This is a genomic window from Arthrobacter sp. SO5 (assembly GCF_020532805.1).
Classification (GTDB): domain Bacteria; phylum Actinomycetota; class Actinomycetes; order Actinomycetales; family Micrococcaceae; genus Arthrobacter.
This window is the reverse complement of record NZ_MQTQ01000048.1, coordinates 27,518-43,428: the sequence shown is the minus strand read 5'-3', so window position 1 is coordinate 43,428 and position 15,911 is coordinate 27,518. Positions and strand designations below refer to the sequence as shown.

Sequence of the window (15,911 nt, the reverse complement as noted above, 5' to 3'; positions counted from 1 at the left end):
CTGGTCTCCCTCGCGGCGACTTAGAAAACAATACACCCACCCAACCCCCACCGCAACTCGACCCGAAGGCGGGCCCTTAAAAGCAGGAAGGGCCGGCAACCAAACGGTTGCCGGCCCTTCTCAAGCCACTGGTTTCAGGGTGCTGAATTACCAGGAAGACTTCGTGATGCCCGGGAGCTCACCGCGGTGAGCCATGTCGCGGAAGCGAACACGGGAGATACCGAACTTCTGGAAAGTACCGCGGGGACGGCCATCGATGATGTCGCGGTTACGCAGACGAACCGGTGAGGCGTTGCGGGGAAGCTTCTGGAGGCCGAGGCGTGCAGCTTCGCGAACTTCCTCGCTCGAGTTGGGATCAACCAGAGCCTTCTTCAGTTCGAGGCGCTTTGCAGCGTAGCGCTCGACGATGACTTTACGCTGTTCGTTCTTAGCGATCATTGACTTCTTGGCCATGTTTAGCGCTCCTCTCGGAATTCGACGTGCTGGCGGATTTTGGGGTCGTACTTCTTCAGGACCATGCGGTCCGGATTGTTACGACGGTTCTTGCGCGTCACGTAGGTGTAACCCGTGCCCGCGGTCGACTTGAGCTTGATGATCGGACGTACGTCCTTGTCCTTTGCCACTAGAGCTTCACTCCTCGGGCCAGGATGGCGGCTACGACTACGTCGATGCCACGCACGTCGATGGTCTTGATGCCCTTTGCAGACAGCTGCAGAGTGACATTACGGCGCAGGGACGGAACCCAGTAGCGCTTCTTCTGGATGTTCGGGTCGAACCGGCGCTTGTTGCGACGGTGCGAGTGCGAAATGCTGTGTCCAAAGCCCGGCTCGGCTCCGGTCACCTGGCAATGTGCTGCCATGACGACTCTCCTCAAAAAAAATCAATGAAACGATCGGCGGAGTTCCCGCATAACCGTGCGGCAGGCAGCGTCCGCAGTCCAGCCCCACCCGTGTTCGTTTGGTCCGCAGGATGCACGCATTCGGCGTAAACCGGCTGCTGTCCTCGCTGCGGCGAAGATTGTGGGCCACGGGTACCGGGCAGTGAAACCTTGCGGAAAGCCACTGCGAAGTACCGGGATGCTGGGCGAATACAGGAGTGCACGCAACTTGAGCCCCTAACTACCGGCCGTCAGGCCTGTCGATTCTGCAGACAGATCCCGCCAACCGGAGCAATTGCACACGCTCCGCGCCACCTAGCGCCTACCAAGTCTACGAGCAAGGCGAACCAAAGACTAATCCGGCATCGGGGGCAGGGCATTTGGGGGGTGTAGCAGGGCGGCCGCACCGGCCCGGTTGAACTCAAATCGGCGGCGCAGTTCATTCACAGCAAAATGATAGGCAAGGGGCGGACTCTGGAGTCATGGACACTCCACCACAGCCGTCCCTACCGGCTGCGACCCGCCGCTCCCCCGGAGCCCTGAACCCCTTCAGGGCGCAGTCCCGGCAGCGGTTGCTTCGGGCGGACCTGCTGACCGTTCTCGCCTGGGCATCTGTGGCGGGCGCCGCGGCGTTGTGGCTGGCCGACGGCGGAGCAACCGGCTTCTCCACTCCCGCCGGGTCCTTGACGGCGTTGGGAATCGTTGCCGGCCTCACCGGTATGGATCTCGTGGTCCTGATGTTGCTCCTGGCCGCCCGCCTGCCGTTCATCGACCGGACCGTGGGCCACGACCGCGCCCTGCAGTATCACCGGCAACTCGGCAAACCGGCCTTATACCTGCTGCTGGCACACGGCGTCCTGCTCGCGGTCGGGGATGGGATGGCCGAGGGCCTGGATCCTCTCAGCGAGCTAGCCGCGCTCTGGGCGGTAGTTCCTGACATGTGGCTGGCTATCGTGTCGATCGGATTATTCATCGCCGTTGTGGTCTCCTCCGTGGTGGCCGTCCGACGTCGTTTTCCTTACGAATTTTGGTACGCCGTCCACCTGCTGACGTACGCGGCGGTGCTGACCGCGATCCCGCATCAGTTCAGTGTTGGCGGCCTTTTTGCCGAGGGCACCTGGCAGCGCTGGTACTGGCTCGCCCTCTGCATTGGCACGGGCGCCGCGCTCCTGCACTACCGTGTCCTGGAGCCCATCATTGCAACCTTTCGGCACCAGTTGAGGGTGCGCCGGGTCGTGCCGGAGGCTCCCGGCGTCGTCAGCATCGAGATGACCGGACGCCATCTCAACGAGCTCGCCGGCAGCGGCGGCCGGTTTTTCATCTGGCGTTTCCTCGCGCCGGGACAGTGGTGGCACCCGCACCCCTTCAGCCTGTCCGCTGAGCCCGTCCGGTTCGATGCCGCCGGCGCCGGCATGTTGAGAATTACCGTCCGCAATCTGGGCCGGGGGTCCGCCCGGTTGGTGGCGCTGAGGCCGGGGACCAAGGTGGCGGTGGAGGGGCCGTACGGGTTGTTCAACACCGCGTCGCGCAGCCGGGGCAAAGTGGTGATGATCGGAGCCGGCATCGGGATCACTCCTCTCCGCGCCCTGCTGGAAGGCACGCCGTTTTCTCCCGGCAACGCCACTGTCCTGCTCCGTGGTCACAGCGATTCCGAGCTCTATCTCGGCGACGAAATCCTTGACCTGTGCCGGCGCCGCGGCGCGACGCTATTCCATCTGACCGGGGCCCGCGCGGCCGGGGGACACAGCTGGATGCCGGAGTCGGCGGTTCGCGCGGGGCACAGGCTGACCAGCTACGCCCCCGACATCGCAGACTCCGATGTCTATATCTGCGGACCCACCGCCTGGGCCGGCAACGTCATCCGGGCCGCCCGCTCCGCGGGAGTCCGCCAGGATCAGCTCCACTACGAAAGGTTCGACTGGTGAGAATACGCGCAGCGATTTCCGCGGCACTTGCATCCGCCGGGATTCTCCTCGTGGGCTGGCAGTCGGGGACCCACGTCGCCGTCACGGGCAGTTCCGCCGTCGGGACATCCGCCGGCACCTCCGGTGCCAAGGGAAGCAACGAAACCACCTCCGGATCGTCCGGATCGAGCGGCCCCGCCAGCTCTTCCGGCTCCGGCAGCGTCGGGGCGGCTGCGAAGGCCGCCGGCACGTACGCCGGTTCCGTCGTCCGCACCCGCTACGGCACCGTGCAGGTGCAGATCACCGTGAAGGCCGGAGCGATCACCGACGTCACGGCGCTCAAGCTTACGGACGCCGAGCGTAAGTCCGTGCAGATCAGCAGCCGCGCCGCACCGCTGCTTCGGACCGAGGTCATCAGGGCCCAGTCCGCGAACGTGCAGACCATCAGCGGCGCCACCGTTACCAGCGAGGCGTACTTGGGTTCGCTCCAGGCGGCGATCGATGCAGCCAACCTCTGAACCCCAGACTCCAGCGCCGACGGGACCGGCGCTGAGTGCCCGGACCTTCCACTGCATGGGCACGGTCATCAGCCTGTCCCTCCCCGCCGGAGCCCTCTCCGGGACGCCCCGCGAACGGGTCCTGGACAACGCCACAGCCGCCGTCGGTCGCGTATTTGCCGGGCTGGACCGGACGTTCAGCCTGTACCGCCCGCAGTCCGAGGCCAGCAGGATGGCCCGGGGAGAGGTGACCCTGCGGGGGGCTTCGGCGGCAATGCGCGCCCGGTATGCCGACGCCGCCGGCTGGCGGCTGCTGACCGGGGGCACGTTCACCCCCGAGCGGCCCGACGGCGTGCCGGATCTGTCCGGGATCATCAAGGGGTATGCACTGAGGCAGGCAGGCGCCGCGCTCGGGGGCCTGCAGCTTGAGGATTGGTGCCTGAACGCCGGCGGCGACGTGCTGGTGTGCGGTTCGCCGGGATCCGGAGCCCCCTGGCAGGCCGGAATAGTGCACCCGCAGGACAGGCGGAGGCTGGTGTCAGGCTTTTCCCTGGGCGGCAGCGCCCGGTTCGCCGCACTGGCCACCTCCGGTACCGCGGAGCGCGGAGACCACATCTGGACAGCCGGTGCGGGGCGTTCCGAGTTCTGCCAGGTCTCCGTGGCGGCCGCGGATATTGTCGCCGCAGACGTGCTGGCGACGGCAATCGTGGCCGGCGGGCGCACGATGCTGGACCGTGCCACAGACTGCTGGGACGTTGAGGTGCTCGCCGTGCTCCGCAGCGGGGATCTGCTCGGTACGCCGGGCTTCCGCGCCTAGAGGTGCGTGAGCTGTCCGTACCGCGGTTCGAGGCCATCGCCGGAGGACTTGCCCGTCATCCGGCGGGCCACCCAGGGGCCGGCGAATTCCCGCACCCAGCGCGCATTCGCGCGGATCGCATCGGTACGGCTCAGCTCCGGGACCGGCGTCATCGGCGGGACGTCGATTGAGTGGTCGTGTTCCAGGACCGTGAGGACGCGCTTGGCCATGTTCGCGTGGCCGGCCGGGGACATGTGCATCCGGTCCGTGCCCCACATGCCCCAGTCGTAGTATTCGCTGAAACGCCAGTAGTCCACCAGCAGCGCGCCGTGGTCCCCGGCGATGCCGCGAACCAGTTCGTTGTAGATGGCGGTGCGGCCGCGCATGGCGCCGAAAATCTTGGAGCCACGCGCGTCGAAGCCGGTGAACATCACCACCGTGGCGCCCGTGGCCGTGAGCTTGCGGATCCCGGCGTCGTATTCCACCAGGAGATCGTCGATGTCGATTTTGGGCCGCAGGATGTCGTTTGCCCCCGCGTAAATGCTCACCAGAGTGGGTTTGAGGTCGACGGCGGCATCCACCTGCTCTGCCACGATCTGGCGCAGCTTCCGGCCCCGGATGGCGAGGTTCGCGTAGCCAAAGCCCGGGTCCGCGGCGCCGAGCTGCTCGGCCACCCGGTCAGCCCAGCCCCGGACCCCGTTGGGACGGGTGGGGTCCTCGTCGCCGACGCCCTCCGTAAAGGAATCACCAAGGGCCACATAGCGCGACGTAAAATCCATAGGACCAGTCTGCCAGCAGTTGCCCCAAGCAAACAAAGCGGGCACCACCAAGGGGACACCAGGCGGGCTACTCCCGGATCCGGACCGCTGATTCGCGCAGGTACTGCTCCACCCGGGTATAGGCGTCCCGGGTCAGGGCCTTCCACAGCAGAATGGCCAGCCGCGGATCGCTTTCTTCGAGCTCGCTGATGGCCTCGGCGCTGAGCACCATGACCTCCACCGGACCTACCGCCCTGACCGTAGTCTCCTGCCTGTTGCCGCTGCCGAGCGCCAGTTCCCCGAACGTCATGCCCGCGCTGAGTGTGTTGAGCTTGACCCGTTCCGCGGTGGGCCCAGGCGAGGTGCTGCTGACCTTGCCGGCGGTGATGAAGTAGACCCCGCCGAAGCGGAGCCCAACGCGGCGGATGACGTCGCCGTCGTCGAACCTTTTCGCCGTCATCAGGGCCTGCAGCGCAGCGGCGTCCGCCTCGTCCAGCGGCGCCAGGGCGGGCGACGCGGTGACCGGCACGTGGTCCGGCAGCAGCAGGCGGTTCCCGTGGCGTGCCAGGAGCCGGTTTTCGCAGTATTCGACGGCGGCGTTCCGGGAGGGGAAGGAAGGCACCGCTTGACGGTGCTTGTCCTGGGTCTGGGCCAGTGCCTCCGCCACCGAACCGTCCGCCTCGACCAGGACGAGTTCGCGGCCAGCGTCTGCCATCCCCCGCCGGACCGTGGCCAGCACGCGCAGGGCCACCTCGCTCACCTGGTCGGTGCGGCGCAGGTCCAGGACCACGAGTTCGACGTCGTCCGCCAGCGCGCTGAGTTCGCGCACCATGGACTCGGTTCCGGCGAAGAGCAGGTCGCCGTTGAGCTCGATCACCCGGGCGCGGTGGCCGTTGGCACGGAGCACATCGGCGGCTTCGTCGTTGCGGCGGATGCCCGAGGGCGTCTCTGTGACGTCGTACGCGGCGAGGATCGCGGACCGGCCGGTGCGCGCGGCCCGGACGAAGTGCAGTTCCATGTCCCGGGAGAGCCGCTGGGCCGTGGCAAGTCCCCGGACGCTGCTGCCGTGCTCGTCCAGCGGCGGCGAGTAGACAGCCAGCCCCACCTGGCCGGGCAGGACGGCGATGATCCCGCCGGCCACGCCGCTTTTGCCCGGCATGCCGACGCTGCTGATCCAGGCACCCGCGTCGTCGTACATGCCCGAGGTCATCATCACCGACAGAACTCGCTCCACCGGCCCGATCTCCAGAACCTGCCTGCCGCTGAGCGGGTTCTTGCCTCCGTTGGCGAGGGTGGCGGCCATGATCGAGAGGTCAAAGCAGTTCACCAGCACCGAGCACTGGCGGAAATAGTCCTCGAGGACCGGCGTCGGGTCATCTTCGATGATGTTGAAGGAACGCAGCAGGTGGGCGAGTGCGGTGTTGCGGTGGCCGTGCTTGAGTTCGGATTCGTAGACCTTCTCGCTGACCGAGAGCTGCCGCCCGGCGAAGGCGGAGTAGGTGCTGAGGATCCGCTTGAAGCCGGACTGGCCGCCGGAGCCTTTGATCAGGGAGGTGGCGGTCAGGGCGCCGGCGTTGATCATGGCGTTTGCGGGGCGGCCGGTCCCCTCGGCGAGGGAAATCTCGTTGAAGGAATCCCCCGAGGGTTCGACGTCCACCTTCGCGTCGACGGCGTCGCAGCCAAGGTCCGCCAGGGCCAGCCCGTAGGTGAAGGGCTTCGAGATGGACTGGATGGTGAACTCCTCGCGGGTATCCCCTACCTCGTACACCTGGCCGTCTACGGTGGCCAGGGCGATGCCGAAGTTGTCCGGATCCACGGTGGCCATCGCCGGAATGTTGCTGTACGGCTTGCCGTCCCTGAGCTTGGCGATCTCGGCGTGGATCTGACGCAGGTAGGTGTCGATCGGCGATTCCATACTGCCAACCCTAGGCCCCTCTGTGCCTAGGGCTGGTGGCTGCGGCCGTTGTTGTCCCGCAGGATCCAGTGATCGTCGTCGAGTCTGGCCACGATCTTCTCACCGATCCGGGCGAGGTCGGCCACGTCTTCCTGGCTCAGGGCATCGAGGAACAGGGAGCGGACGGCCTCAACGTGTCCGGGGGCGAGTTCCTCGATGGTTTCCATTCCGGCGTCGGTGAGGTGCGCCGTCGTGACCCGGGCGTCCCCCGGGTGCGGGCGGCGCTCGACCCAGCCGCGGGCCTGCAATTTGGTAACCACATGGGAGAGCCTGGAGAGCGAGGCGCTGGTGCGCGCGGCCAGTTCGCTCATCGGCAGGTAGCGGCCGTCGGCCTCAGAGAGCATGGCGAGCACGTTGTAGTCGAAGAGGGAGACCTTGCGGGCGTGGTGGAGCTGAGTGTCCAGTGCGGCCGGAAGCAGGGTGTTGATGCTCAGCTGGGCCAACCAGGCCCGGCGTTCATTGGCGTTGAGCCAGCGCGGTTCCGTCATGCCTACAGTCTAGGAGGACCAAAGCTTGACGGTTCAACTTCGCCGGTTACCGTGCCCCGCGTCTCCCGCCGGTGTCCGGGAAGCAGGCGGTAGGCTGACCGTATGTACGTAGTCTCCCTGACCTATAAGGTCCCCGAAGAGATCGTGGACTTCCATCTGCCCGCGCATGTCACGTGGCTGCAGGATGCCTTCGACGAGGGCGTCCTCATGGTCGCGGGCCGGAAGATCCCGCGGACAGGCGCGCTGCTGCTTTCCAACTCGGACAGGGCCGTCCTAGACGCCGCACTGGCCAAGGACCCGTTCTACGTCAACGGGGTGGCCGACTTCGAGGTCATGGAGTTCCACGCCAACCGGGTGGCGCCGGGCTACGAAAACCTGCTGGACGGCTAACGACGTACTTTTCTGTGTTTAGTCCGGCCTAGTCCGCCGGGACTTTGGGCGCGAGTTTCTTCAGGCCGCCCTTCGGCGGGACACGGACCGGCTGCGGCCAGCGCGGGCTGAGCTCGTCCCCCAGCGTGACGCCGCGCAGCTTACGTTCGAAGAGCGGCAGCACCCAGTCGTGGACCCAGCGGCGCTGCCGGCGTTCCCAGTCCCGAAGCCCCAACCTTACCGGCGGATCCCACTCTTTGGGCTTGAACTTGTGCGGCACCCCAAGCTGGTCAAGGACCTGCCCGGCCAGGTATTTGTGACCGGCTGCGGACATGTGCAGGCGGTCCGAATCCCACATCCGCGGGTCATGGAACGCGTCGAAGCACCAGTAGTCCACCAGCACGGCCTCGTAGCGGGCCGCCACTTCGCGAACGCGCTGGTTGTAGGCGGCGTTGCGCTTCTTCAACGGCTCCAACAGCGGGGAAACCTTGACGTCGAAACCCGTGAACAGCACCAGGGTGGCCCCGGTAACGCTCAGCCGGGCGACCAGTGACTCGTAGTCCCGCATGAGCGCGTTGATGTCGGTGCCGATATCCAGGATGTCGTTGCCGCCCGCGTAGAGGGTGACGAGCGTCGGCTCCATCGCGAGCGCCGGTTCCAGCTGTTCAGCGATGATGTGGCGCAGCCTCTTGCTGCGGATGGCAAGGTTGGCGTATTCCCAGCCCGGCTCGGCCTTGGCCAGCTTCTCGGCGACCCGGTCCGCCCATCCCCGCACTCCGTTGGGAAACCGGGGGTTGTAGTCGCCTACGCCCTCGGTGAAGGAATCGCCCAGGGCGACGAAAAGCCGTCCGCCGTCCGGGCGCGCAGTAAGAAGGTTCTCGGCCACGTGTCCACGCTAACGCCCCAACTCGACGCCGGGGTGAACGCCCGGGGCACACCAGATGAGCCGCCCGCGGCCGAAGGGGGCTCCGGACGCGGTCCGGACTACCGCAGGCCTAGCGCAGGACGATATCCACCGGGTTGGCCTCGGATCGCCAGGCTCCCCCGGTGCCGGGACGCGGTCCGATCACAGGGGATGTGAGCACACCGGAGCGGTTGGTGCGCTTGTCGCGCAGGATTTCGGTGACGGAGCCCAGGTGGCGGGACAGGTCGATCACGTTTTCCGGCGCGGCCAGAAGCAGCTGGAAACCGAACTCGTGCAGCGCCTTGATGCCGGCTCCCGCAAATTCCTCCGATGCCAGCACGAAGGCCTCGTCCATCATCACGGTGCCGTAGGTGGTGAAGCCCTGCTCGGCGATGCCCAGCTGGTAGCTCAGCGCCGCGGCCATGATGAAGGCTGTGAAACGCTGCCGCTCGCCGCCGGACATGGAGCCGGTGTCCGCGTGCATAAACACCTCGGTCTTCGTTGCGCCCTTCTTCGAGCCCTGGACCTCGCGGTGCTCCTTGCACTGGATGAACAGGTGCCCGCGGACGTCCAGCACCTCGGCCCGCCAGCGCCGGTCCTCCGGCGTCTGCGACCCGAGCCGCTTAACAAGCGTTTCGAGCGACTTGTAACGGGTGGTCAGCTCGGCGTCGTCATTTGCCTCCGCCCCGGCAGCCGCACCGGACTTGCCCGGCCGGGCATGCCGGACCTTGAGCGCGGTCTGGATGGCATCCTTGAACTGCTTGGCCGTGGGCGGCAGGGTCTGCTTGATGTCGAGTTCCAGGAAGCTGCCCTCGTGGAAGTTCACTTCGGACAGGATCCCGTTGAGCGGCAGGATGCGGCTCGTGATGGAGCGGCGCTCCTCGTCCAGCAGGTGCAGCAGGGTGGAAAAGGATTCGTGCGTGCGCTGGTTGAAGAACTGCCGGAATTCGGCCTCCTGCGCCGGCAGTCCGTCGCTGACAATCCCGTGGTAGCGGGATTCGAACTCCCCCGCGGCGCCGATCGACGTGCCGTGGTCCGCGGAGATCGCCGTGCCCCACTCGCGGACGAACCCCTCGAAAATGCGCGTGAGCCGCTCCGAAGTGGCCTGCCCGCGGGATTCGGCAGCGTGCAGCTCGGCGAGCAGCACGGTCCGCACGCGGTTGGCGAGGTTGTCCAGCTCGTGCATTTCCAGGACGTCGCCGAAGTCCGCGAAGTACGGTTGCAGCGCCGTGACGGTGGCCTCCGACGGCGGCTGCCGCGCCAGGCGGGCCCGCGCGGCGTCCAGCATCGAATCGGCGGCGGAAAGCCGCGAGTCGACGGCCTTGTATTCGCTCTGCAGAACGGCGGCGGCCTCGGTGCTGGACTGGTGCTTGTGCCGGGCGGCCTCGATATTGGCCCGCAACGGCTCGAGATCCGCCTGCGCAGCGAGGGCGTCCTTGAGCCGCCGCTCAATCCGGGCGAGCTCGTCCGCGGCCACCATGGCCGACACCTGCTCCCAGGGCCGGCGGTCATCGGCCACGCGGCGCAGGGCCTCGAGCTGCCGGGTCATGCCCTGGTGCGATTCCTCGCGGCTTTGCGCCAGCTCCGCGGCCTTGGCCAGTTCCTGCTGCAGGTCCTCGACCTGCGCGGCGACGAGTTCCAGCTTGGAGGCGTTGTCGAAGCCGAGGACGTAGTCCTGCCGGCCCGTGAAACGGTCGTCCTTTTCCACGGTGTGGCGGTTGCGCTTGACCACCCCGCCCAGGCTCAGGCCCTTGTCCATCCGGGCCAGCTCGTCCGGGTCCTCGACGCACGGGTAGGCAAAGTCGAGGGCGATCCGTTCGCGGATCCACTCGCCCGCTGCTGCCAACGAGCTGCCGGCAGGCCCGTCGGTAAGGATGTCCAGCTTGCCCAGCAGATCGCCGTCGGCCGCATCCTCCACGGCCAGGGCGCCGCCGGCAAGCGGCTTGGACACGTCCACCGCGCGCAGTGCGCCGCGGACAGAGTGGTCGTTGAGGTACCGGGTGACGGCGGCGAAGTGCTCCCCGGGGACCAGCAGCGTCGTGGCGAGGCTCCGCAAGGCGCGCTCGGCAGCGGGCCGCCACTGCTCCTGGCCCTCGGCGAGGTCGATCAGTTCGCCGCCGAACGGCATCTGCTCCTCGGGGACGCCGGTGGCCGCCGCGATGGCGTTGCGGTTTTCGATGCTCGACGGCGGAAGCAGCGACTTGCGCGTCTTGAGCGAGACGAGTTCCTGCCGGGCCGCCGCCAGCTCCCGCTTTCTGGTCGCATGGCCGTCGAAGGCCTCGAAGCGCAGCTCCTTGAGCGCCTCCGAATCGTCTTTCAGTTCGGCTGAGCGGGCGGCGGCGTGCTCGTGGGCCTGCTCCCAGCCGGCTGCGGTCCACTGGAGTTCCAGCCCGGCGTCGGACAGGGCCTTCCGGGCCGATTCCTCCACCTGCTGGCGGAGTTTGAGCCCCACCCGGGCGTTCTCCAGCGACTGCTCGATGGCCGAGATCGCGTTGCCGCCCTGGTTGTTGTAGTCCGCCTCCAGCTGGCGCAGTTCCTTGGCCAGCCCGTCGCGGACGCCGCGCTCAACGCCGAGCTCCTTCGCCTTTGACTGCGCAAGGTCCTTGAGCCGGGCGAGCGTCTTCTCGTGGACCGTAACGGCCAGCTGCTGCCTGTAGGCCTCGAACTCCTCGCCCGCGAGGTCCCGCAAGCGGTTCGCGTCGAGCAGGGACTGGGCATATTCCCTGTTCAGCCCCGGGACGGGGGCCAGCTGGTCGCGCTGCTGCCGGACGTCCTCCAGGCGCTGCCGGATGGACATCAGGTTGCTGAATTCCTCGACCACGTCATCCGCCGCGGACAGCGTCGTCGGAGCGTCCAGGACCTGGTCGCGGAAGAAGGTGTTGACGCTGCCGCCGAGGCCCTTGCCGGCCTGGATGACGCGCAGCAGCGGAAGCGCCTGGTCTGAGTTGATGCCGAGCAGACGCCGGAAGCGTTCGGCGAAGGCTTTGTGGACGTCGAAGACCTGCGCGTCGGGGAAAAGCGTGTCCAGGGCCGACTTGGTGAACCGCTTCTCCGCGATGCCTTCGATGGCGGCGAGGTCCAGCGGCTTGTTGTCGATCAGGTAGTACCGGCCGACGCTGGACTCCGTGCCGTTCTTGGGCAGATCGAACAGCGCCGAGACGCTCACCCGTGTTCCGGCGGCATTGTCGAAGGTCAGCGCAACGGCGGACCACGTGGCGCCGGGGCGCTGGAAGGCACTGGCCGAACCCTCACCGACCGCCTTGTCCCCCACCTTGCCGCGCATGTACGTGAACGTCGTCCGCTTGTCCTCGACTGCGCCGCCGGCCCGCTGGGCGGCGGCTTCGTTGGAGCGCGGCCGGGCATCGAAGACCCGGAGCATCGCGTCAAACAGCGTGGACTTTCCGACGCCGGAATTGCCGGTCAGCAGGGTGCCGTTGCGGTCCACGTGCATCGTGTGGGCGCCATGGAAGGTGCCCCAGTTGACCACCTGGACGAGGGCGAGGCGCATCTGGCCGGGGTTGGTGAGCTCGCCCATGGGGAGCATTGTCGCGATGCTCACAGGGTTGCCTTCGTGTTTGTTCCTTTGGCGGACGACGACGGCGATGCCGCCCCCGCCCCTTCGCCGGACGGCCTTGCTGCAAGCAGCAGGCCGTCCGGCTCCGACAGGCCCGATGCCACTCCCGGGGCGGCATCGCCGTCGTCGTTGTCCTCCTCCGCGGGGGTCTCGCCGTCGAGTTCTAGGAGGGGTTCGGTGCCGGACTGGTCGGTGGAGGCGGCTACCAGGGCTTCGATCTGGGCCGGGATGTCGCCGATGTTTTCGAACGGGAGGGCCAGGGGGAGGGCGTTGGAGATCGTGTAGACCTCGTCCAGGCCGGTGGCGAGGAGGAGTTGGCGGGCCAGGAGTTTGGTGATGGTGCGGCTGACGGCGTCGGAGTCGCGGAGGGCGTCCTGCTGGCCGGCAGGCTGGTAGTGGGCCACCAGTTCGGCGATTTCCTCGCGCGTGATCGTGGGGTCGGTCTGGGCAGTGACGTGGCGGTCCAGGAGCAGGCGCAGGCGGAGCAGCACGATGGTCTCCACCCGGCTCAGGGCGCGCTGCTGGCGCAGGATGCTGGAGCGGGTACTGCCTCCGATGGCCTCGGGGTCCACCGGCCGCAGGACCGCCACCTTGCGTTCGTGGTCCAGCTGCAGGGTCAGGAAGAGTTCGGAGAGGCGGCTGCGCAGGATCACCTGGTTATCCAGCAGCGTCGTCCAGAGCTTCTCGTCCCGGCCGCCGTCGATGTAGGGGCCTTTGAGGAGTTTGACGAGGGCTTGACGGACCTTCATGGGGAGCACGCCGGTGTCCCCCGGGAAGAGGGCGGCGCCGTCGACGAAGGTATCGCGCGGGGTCACGTTGAAGGGGTCTGAGTGGACGTGCCGGCCAGGCTCCGCAGCCGCTGCCGCCGCCGTAATTTCTTCTGTCATCTTCAGTCCTTCTTGAGCGTGACGACGGGCAGGTAGGCGGTGCGTGTGGTGCCGTCGATCTGTTCGAAGTCGAGGGTGTCCCAGCTCCCGCGGTCGAAGCCGGCGCCCTCGTGCAGGGCGTACGAGAGCAAGGCCCGGATGGAGTTGATGTGGCGTTCCCCGTCCGGAAGCTGCGCCCAGGCTTCGGTCAGGGAGTCGGCCCCGGCGAACGCGGCACGGATGGCCTCCGTGTTGGCTTTGCCCGTCCGAGGCGAGCGCACGCGGTCCGAGTCGCTGAAGGCGATAGGGTCGGCGAGCCTGGGCGGGGCCGCAAATTCGTCCGGGTCGAAGAGCTTGACCATAGCCAGGGACTCGAAGCCGGCGTTGAACAGGACCGGGCCGCGGACCAGGCCGGGGCGTTCGCGTTCGTAGGGCAAGGAGCGGATCGCCTGCTCGGCCTCGCGCAAGACCTTGCGGAGCCGGACGGACTGACGGAAGTCGTCGCTCTGGACGTAGGTGTTCAGACTTTCGCTGAGCTTGCCGTAGATCCGCTGGATCTGGCTGTGCTGGGTACGCAGTTCCGCCACGAGGTTCTTCAACGTCTCGCGTTCCTCAACGCTGAGATCATCCGCGAACTGCCGGCTGAGCACTTCGCCGATCGCGGACCTGAACCTCAGCTGCTGCTGCGGGTCCTCCAGGAACGCGGTGAAGGAACGGAACGTCCTGCCCTCGGGGCTCTGCCGCAGCCGCTTGTCAGCTTCCAGTACCTGCGCCATCGTGGCGCCCTTGCTGAGGGACTCCTCGATGATCTGGTTGCGGAGCTCGCCCACCAGTTCCTCGATCCGGTCGCGCATCTTCTTGTAGTCTGCGGGCAGGCTGGCGGCGAGGTCCAGGATGTTGCCGGCCGCCTCCACTGCATCGTCGTCGTCGAGCAGCCCGTCAAAGTCGCCCGAGCTGATGTCCGCGATCAGCTGCCGCCGTTGGCCGATCTCTTCTTCGAGGGACTCCAGCCGGGCGCTCTGGTCCGGGTTCGTTTCGTTGGCAAGCTTCTCGACGTCGCCCAGCAGGGTGCCGAGCCGGGATCCGTTGAGCGTGGAGCGTTCGCTGGAGAGGCTGTCCAGGAAGGCAAGGACGCGAGCAGCGGGTTCGGTGACTTCATAGACGATCTGGCCGGACTGGTTGCGGCGGGTCAGGAAGTTCTTGCGCGTCCACTCGTCGCCGAAAGACTTTCCCTGAGCGGAGCCGCCCAGCCCCGGCTCCTGGCGGCGGAGCTGCTCGAGGAAGGCGTCGACGTCGGCGTGGAACTGCTCCAGCGGCAGCTGGGGGCGCGCGCGGGTGAAGGAGGCCTGCAGCACCGCGATGACCCACGGCGCCGAGCGGGTCAACGCCCAGGCCGGACCCTTCGTGAGGAGCTCGAGGTCCCGGAGCCGGGCACCGATGGCGTCGGCCGATGACAGGGCGGAGCGGGACACGCACTCTCCTTCAGCTGCCTGGGCGATGTTGGTGGGGCAATTGAAACCGAAAAACTGCCAGCTACAAGGTTAACGCAGCCCCCGAAAAGATTGGGCGTTGAATGCCTCCAGCCGCAGGAGCACACTGTGAATATCACACGAAAGGAGCTAGTCATGCGCAAAAAAGCGGCATTGATCACGGGGGTAGCGGCTGCGGCCGTGATTCTGGGCGGTGCGACCGTTGCGGTCGCAGCCAGCACCCAGACCGGCGATCCCGAGGTCAATCTCGATCGCTCATTCCAGGTGGCAGGCGACGACGGTCCCGAGCGGGGCGACGATTCCGGGGGTCCCGCGCTGAACAGCGCTGACCGGGAGAGCGCCGCCAACGCCGCTCTCGCCAAGGTCGGCCAGGGCACGGTGTCGGAAGTGGAGCGGGCGGACGACGGCGCAGGCGCCTACGAGGTGGAGATCCGTCTGCAGAACGGTTCAGAAGTGGAAGTCCAAGTCGGTGCGGACTTCCAGGTCCTGAATCAGGCCGCGCCGGAGTTCGACGACGACTAGAAGGCCCGGCGGGACGGCTAGTGACATTTCCGCAACCGCCCCGTGACCTACCCCCGGGTAGCATTTCAATCCCGTATCAAGAGTGGCGGCACGCCCCCGGGACTCTGGTTCAGTGTCTCTCCTGCACCCTACGCTCGGGCTACTGATTCAGCCGCAGCAATGGTGCAGGGGGAAGTATGCAGTTCGACCTAAGCGCAGTGGAAACGGGAACTCTGGTGTTCATTGGAACGCTGGTGTTTGCCGCGATAATCACCCTCTTCATGATGACGGCGTCGTTCGTTGCCCTGGTGCTGGTCGGCGTCGGCCGCCTCGCCTGGTTCATCGCGGCCAGCGCCCTGCTCGGGCTCGTCCACGGTATCAACCACGCCTGGTTCCGGCTGGTCCATCACGCGTCGACCGTGGAGCTGCCGGGTGACTTTGCGGCGGACTTTGCTGCCGAATTTGCGGCGGAATTTGCGGCGGAATTTAGGGGGCAGCAGGCCCCTAGCACAGGCACTTACCCGCGGGTAGTATTGCGGGACAGCTGAAGGGTTCTCCACCCATGGCGGATCCAGGGCTCGAGCCGGGTGACCCGGTGAGAGGAGATGCCCAGTGAGCTCCGCCATTGAGAATCCAGCCACCGAGAATCCAGCCACCGACAGCCCCGCCGGAGACGTTCCAGGGCCCCCCGCGTCCATCGGTCCGGAGGCCACCGCGGCCGACGCGCGGGCCATCGCCGAAGCCGCCCGCGAAACCACGTGGGACAGGCCCAGTTTCGCGAAGGGACTGTACCTCGGCAGCTTCGACCTCAGCCTGATCCACCCCTGGCCGGAAGCCCCGGCGGATGACGTCGAACGCGGGGAAGCGTTCATGGAACGGCTGACCGCTTACTGCAGGACGATGTCCGGACGGAAAATCGAGCGCGACTCCCTG

At 67.0% G+C, this 15,911-nt stretch carries 16 protein-coding genes and 1 pseudogene; 7 read left to right on the top strand and 10 right to left on the bottom strand.

The features are described 5' to 3' along the window. Nucleotides 1-147 precede the first annotated feature (147 nt). Genes rpsN through rpmB form a run of 3 tightly spaced genes read right to left on the bottom strand, consistent with a single transcriptional unit; the run spans nt 148 to nt 859 of the window. On the bottom strand, nt 148-453 hold the full coding sequence (gene rpsN / locus BJG92_RS08610; RefSeq protein ID WP_232083617.1) for a 30S ribosomal protein S14: 306 nt from the start codon (nt 451-453) through the stop codon (nt 148-150). Nucleotides 454-455: 2 nt separating this feature from the next. After that, a complete protein-coding gene (gene rpmG, locus BJG92_RS08605) occupies nt 456-623 on the bottom strand; it encodes a 50S ribosomal protein L33 (RefSeq protein WP_164204159.1) in 168 nt (55 codons plus the stop codon). Then, on the bottom strand, nt 623-859 hold the full coding sequence (gene rpmB / locus BJG92_RS08600; protein WP_056342125.1) for a 50S ribosomal protein L28: 237 nt from the start codon (nt 857-859) through the stop codon (nt 623-625). Before rpmB ends, rpmG begins: the two co-directional genes overlap by 1 nt. 500 nt (nt 860-1,359) lie before the next feature. Between rpmB and BJG92_RS08595 the strand changes: the two genes are divergently transcribed. From BJG92_RS08595 to BJG92_RS08585, 3 genes are read left to right on the top strand one after another with little or no spacing between them, the layout of a single operon-like run. Then, the gene (locus tag BJG92_RS08595) at nt 1,360-2,802 is read left to right on the top strand and encodes a ferric reductase-like transmembrane domain-containing protein (RefSeq protein ID WP_232083616.1); all 1,443 of its coding nucleotides are present in this window, start codon (nt 1,360-1,362) and stop codon (nt 2,800-2,802) included. Continuing rightward, the gene (locus BJG92_RS08590) at nt 2,799-3,299 is read left to right on the top strand and encodes an FMN-binding protein (RefSeq protein ID WP_232083615.1); all 501 of its coding nucleotides are present in this window, start codon (nt 2,799-2,801) and stop codon (nt 3,297-3,299) included. The genes BJG92_RS08595 and BJG92_RS08590 overlap by 4 nt, the downstream gene beginning before the upstream one ends. 55 nt (nt 3,300-3,354) lie before the next feature. Beyond that, nucleotides 3,355-4,095 carry an FAD:protein FMN transferase gene (locus BJG92_RS08585; protein WP_232083614.1) on the top strand — a complete coding sequence of 247 codons (741 nt, stop codon included), beginning with the start codon at nt 3,355-3,357 and terminating at the stop codon, nt 4,093-4,095. On the opposite strand, the gene BJG92_RS08580 is transcribed toward BJG92_RS08585, so the two are convergent. From BJG92_RS08580 to BJG92_RS08570, 3 genes are all read right to left on the bottom strand, one after another. Next, nucleotides 4,092-4,853, bottom strand: a complete 762-nt coding sequence (locus BJG92_RS08580; protein ID WP_232083613.1) for an SGNH/GDSL hydrolase family protein — start codon at nt 4,851-4,853, stop codon at nt 4,092-4,094. The two genes, BJG92_RS08585 and BJG92_RS08580, sit on opposite strands and share 4 nt — an antisense overlap. A 67-nt stretch (nt 4,854-4,920) precedes the next feature. After that, the gene (gene glsA, locus BJG92_RS08575) at nt 4,921-6,747 is read right to left on the bottom strand and encodes a glutaminase A (protein WP_232083612.1); all 1,827 of its coding nucleotides are present in this window, start codon (nt 6,745-6,747) and stop codon (nt 4,921-4,923) included. Between the two features lie 26 nt (nt 6,748-6,773). Beyond that, the gene (locus BJG92_RS08570) at nt 6,774-7,274 is read right to left on the bottom strand and encodes a MarR family winged helix-turn-helix transcriptional regulator (protein WP_232083611.1); all 501 of its coding nucleotides are present in this window, start codon (nt 7,272-7,274) and stop codon (nt 6,774-6,776) included. 102 nt (nt 7,275-7,376) lie between these two features. On the opposite strand from BJG92_RS08570, the gene BJG92_RS08565 reads away from it, so the two are divergent. After that, the gene (locus tag BJG92_RS08565; RefSeq protein ID WP_232083610.1) at nt 7,377-7,664 is read left to right on the top strand and encodes a YciI family protein; all 288 of its coding nucleotides are present in this window, start codon (nt 7,377-7,379) and stop codon (nt 7,662-7,664) included. Between the two features lie 28 nt (nt 7,665-7,692). On the opposite strand, the gene BJG92_RS08560 is transcribed toward BJG92_RS08565, so the two are convergent. The 4 genes from BJG92_RS08560 to BJG92_RS08545 form a co-directional block, all read right to left on the bottom strand. After that, the gene (locus BJG92_RS08560; RefSeq protein WP_232083609.1) at nt 7,693-8,529 is read right to left on the bottom strand and encodes an SGNH/GDSL hydrolase family protein; all 837 of its coding nucleotides are present in this window, start codon (nt 8,527-8,529) and stop codon (nt 7,693-7,695) included. Nucleotides 8,530-8,638: 109 nt separating this feature from the next. Continuing rightward, on the bottom strand, nt 8,639-12,106 hold the full coding sequence (locus BJG92_RS08555) for an ATP-binding protein (RefSeq protein WP_232083608.1): 3,468 nt from the start codon (nt 12,104-12,106) through the stop codon (nt 8,639-8,641). Then, nucleotides 12,103-13,008, bottom strand: a complete 906-nt coding sequence (locus BJG92_RS08550; RefSeq protein ID WP_232083607.1) for a DUF4194 domain-containing protein — start codon at nt 13,006-13,008, stop codon at nt 12,103-12,105. The genes BJG92_RS08555 and BJG92_RS08550 overlap by 4 nt, the downstream gene beginning before the upstream one ends. 2 nt (nt 13,009-13,010) lie before the next feature. Further along, on the bottom strand, nt 13,011-14,459 hold the full coding sequence (locus BJG92_RS08545) for a DUF3375 family protein (RefSeq protein WP_232083606.1): 1,449 nt from the start codon (nt 14,457-14,459) through the stop codon (nt 13,011-13,013). Between the two features lie 153 nt (nt 14,460-14,612). Between BJG92_RS08545 and BJG92_RS08540 the strand changes: the two genes are divergently transcribed. The 3 genes and pseudogenes from BJG92_RS08540 to BJG92_RS08530 all read left to right on the top strand — a co-directional run. Next, complete coding sequence (locus tag BJG92_RS08540; RefSeq protein ID WP_232083605.1) at nt 14,613-14,999, top strand: PepSY domain-containing protein; 387 nt, start codon at nt 14,613-14,615, stop codon at nt 14,997-14,999. 176 nt (nt 15,000-15,175) lie between these two features. Further along, complete coding sequence (locus BJG92_RS08535) at nt 15,176-15,526, top strand: hypothetical protein (protein WP_232083604.1); 351 nt, start codon at nt 15,176-15,178, stop codon at nt 15,524-15,526. 64 nt (nt 15,527-15,590) lie between these two features. Beyond that, nucleotides 15,591-15,911: pseudogene (locus tag BJG92_RS08530) on the top strand (acyl-CoA dehydrogenase); the annotation flags it as partial.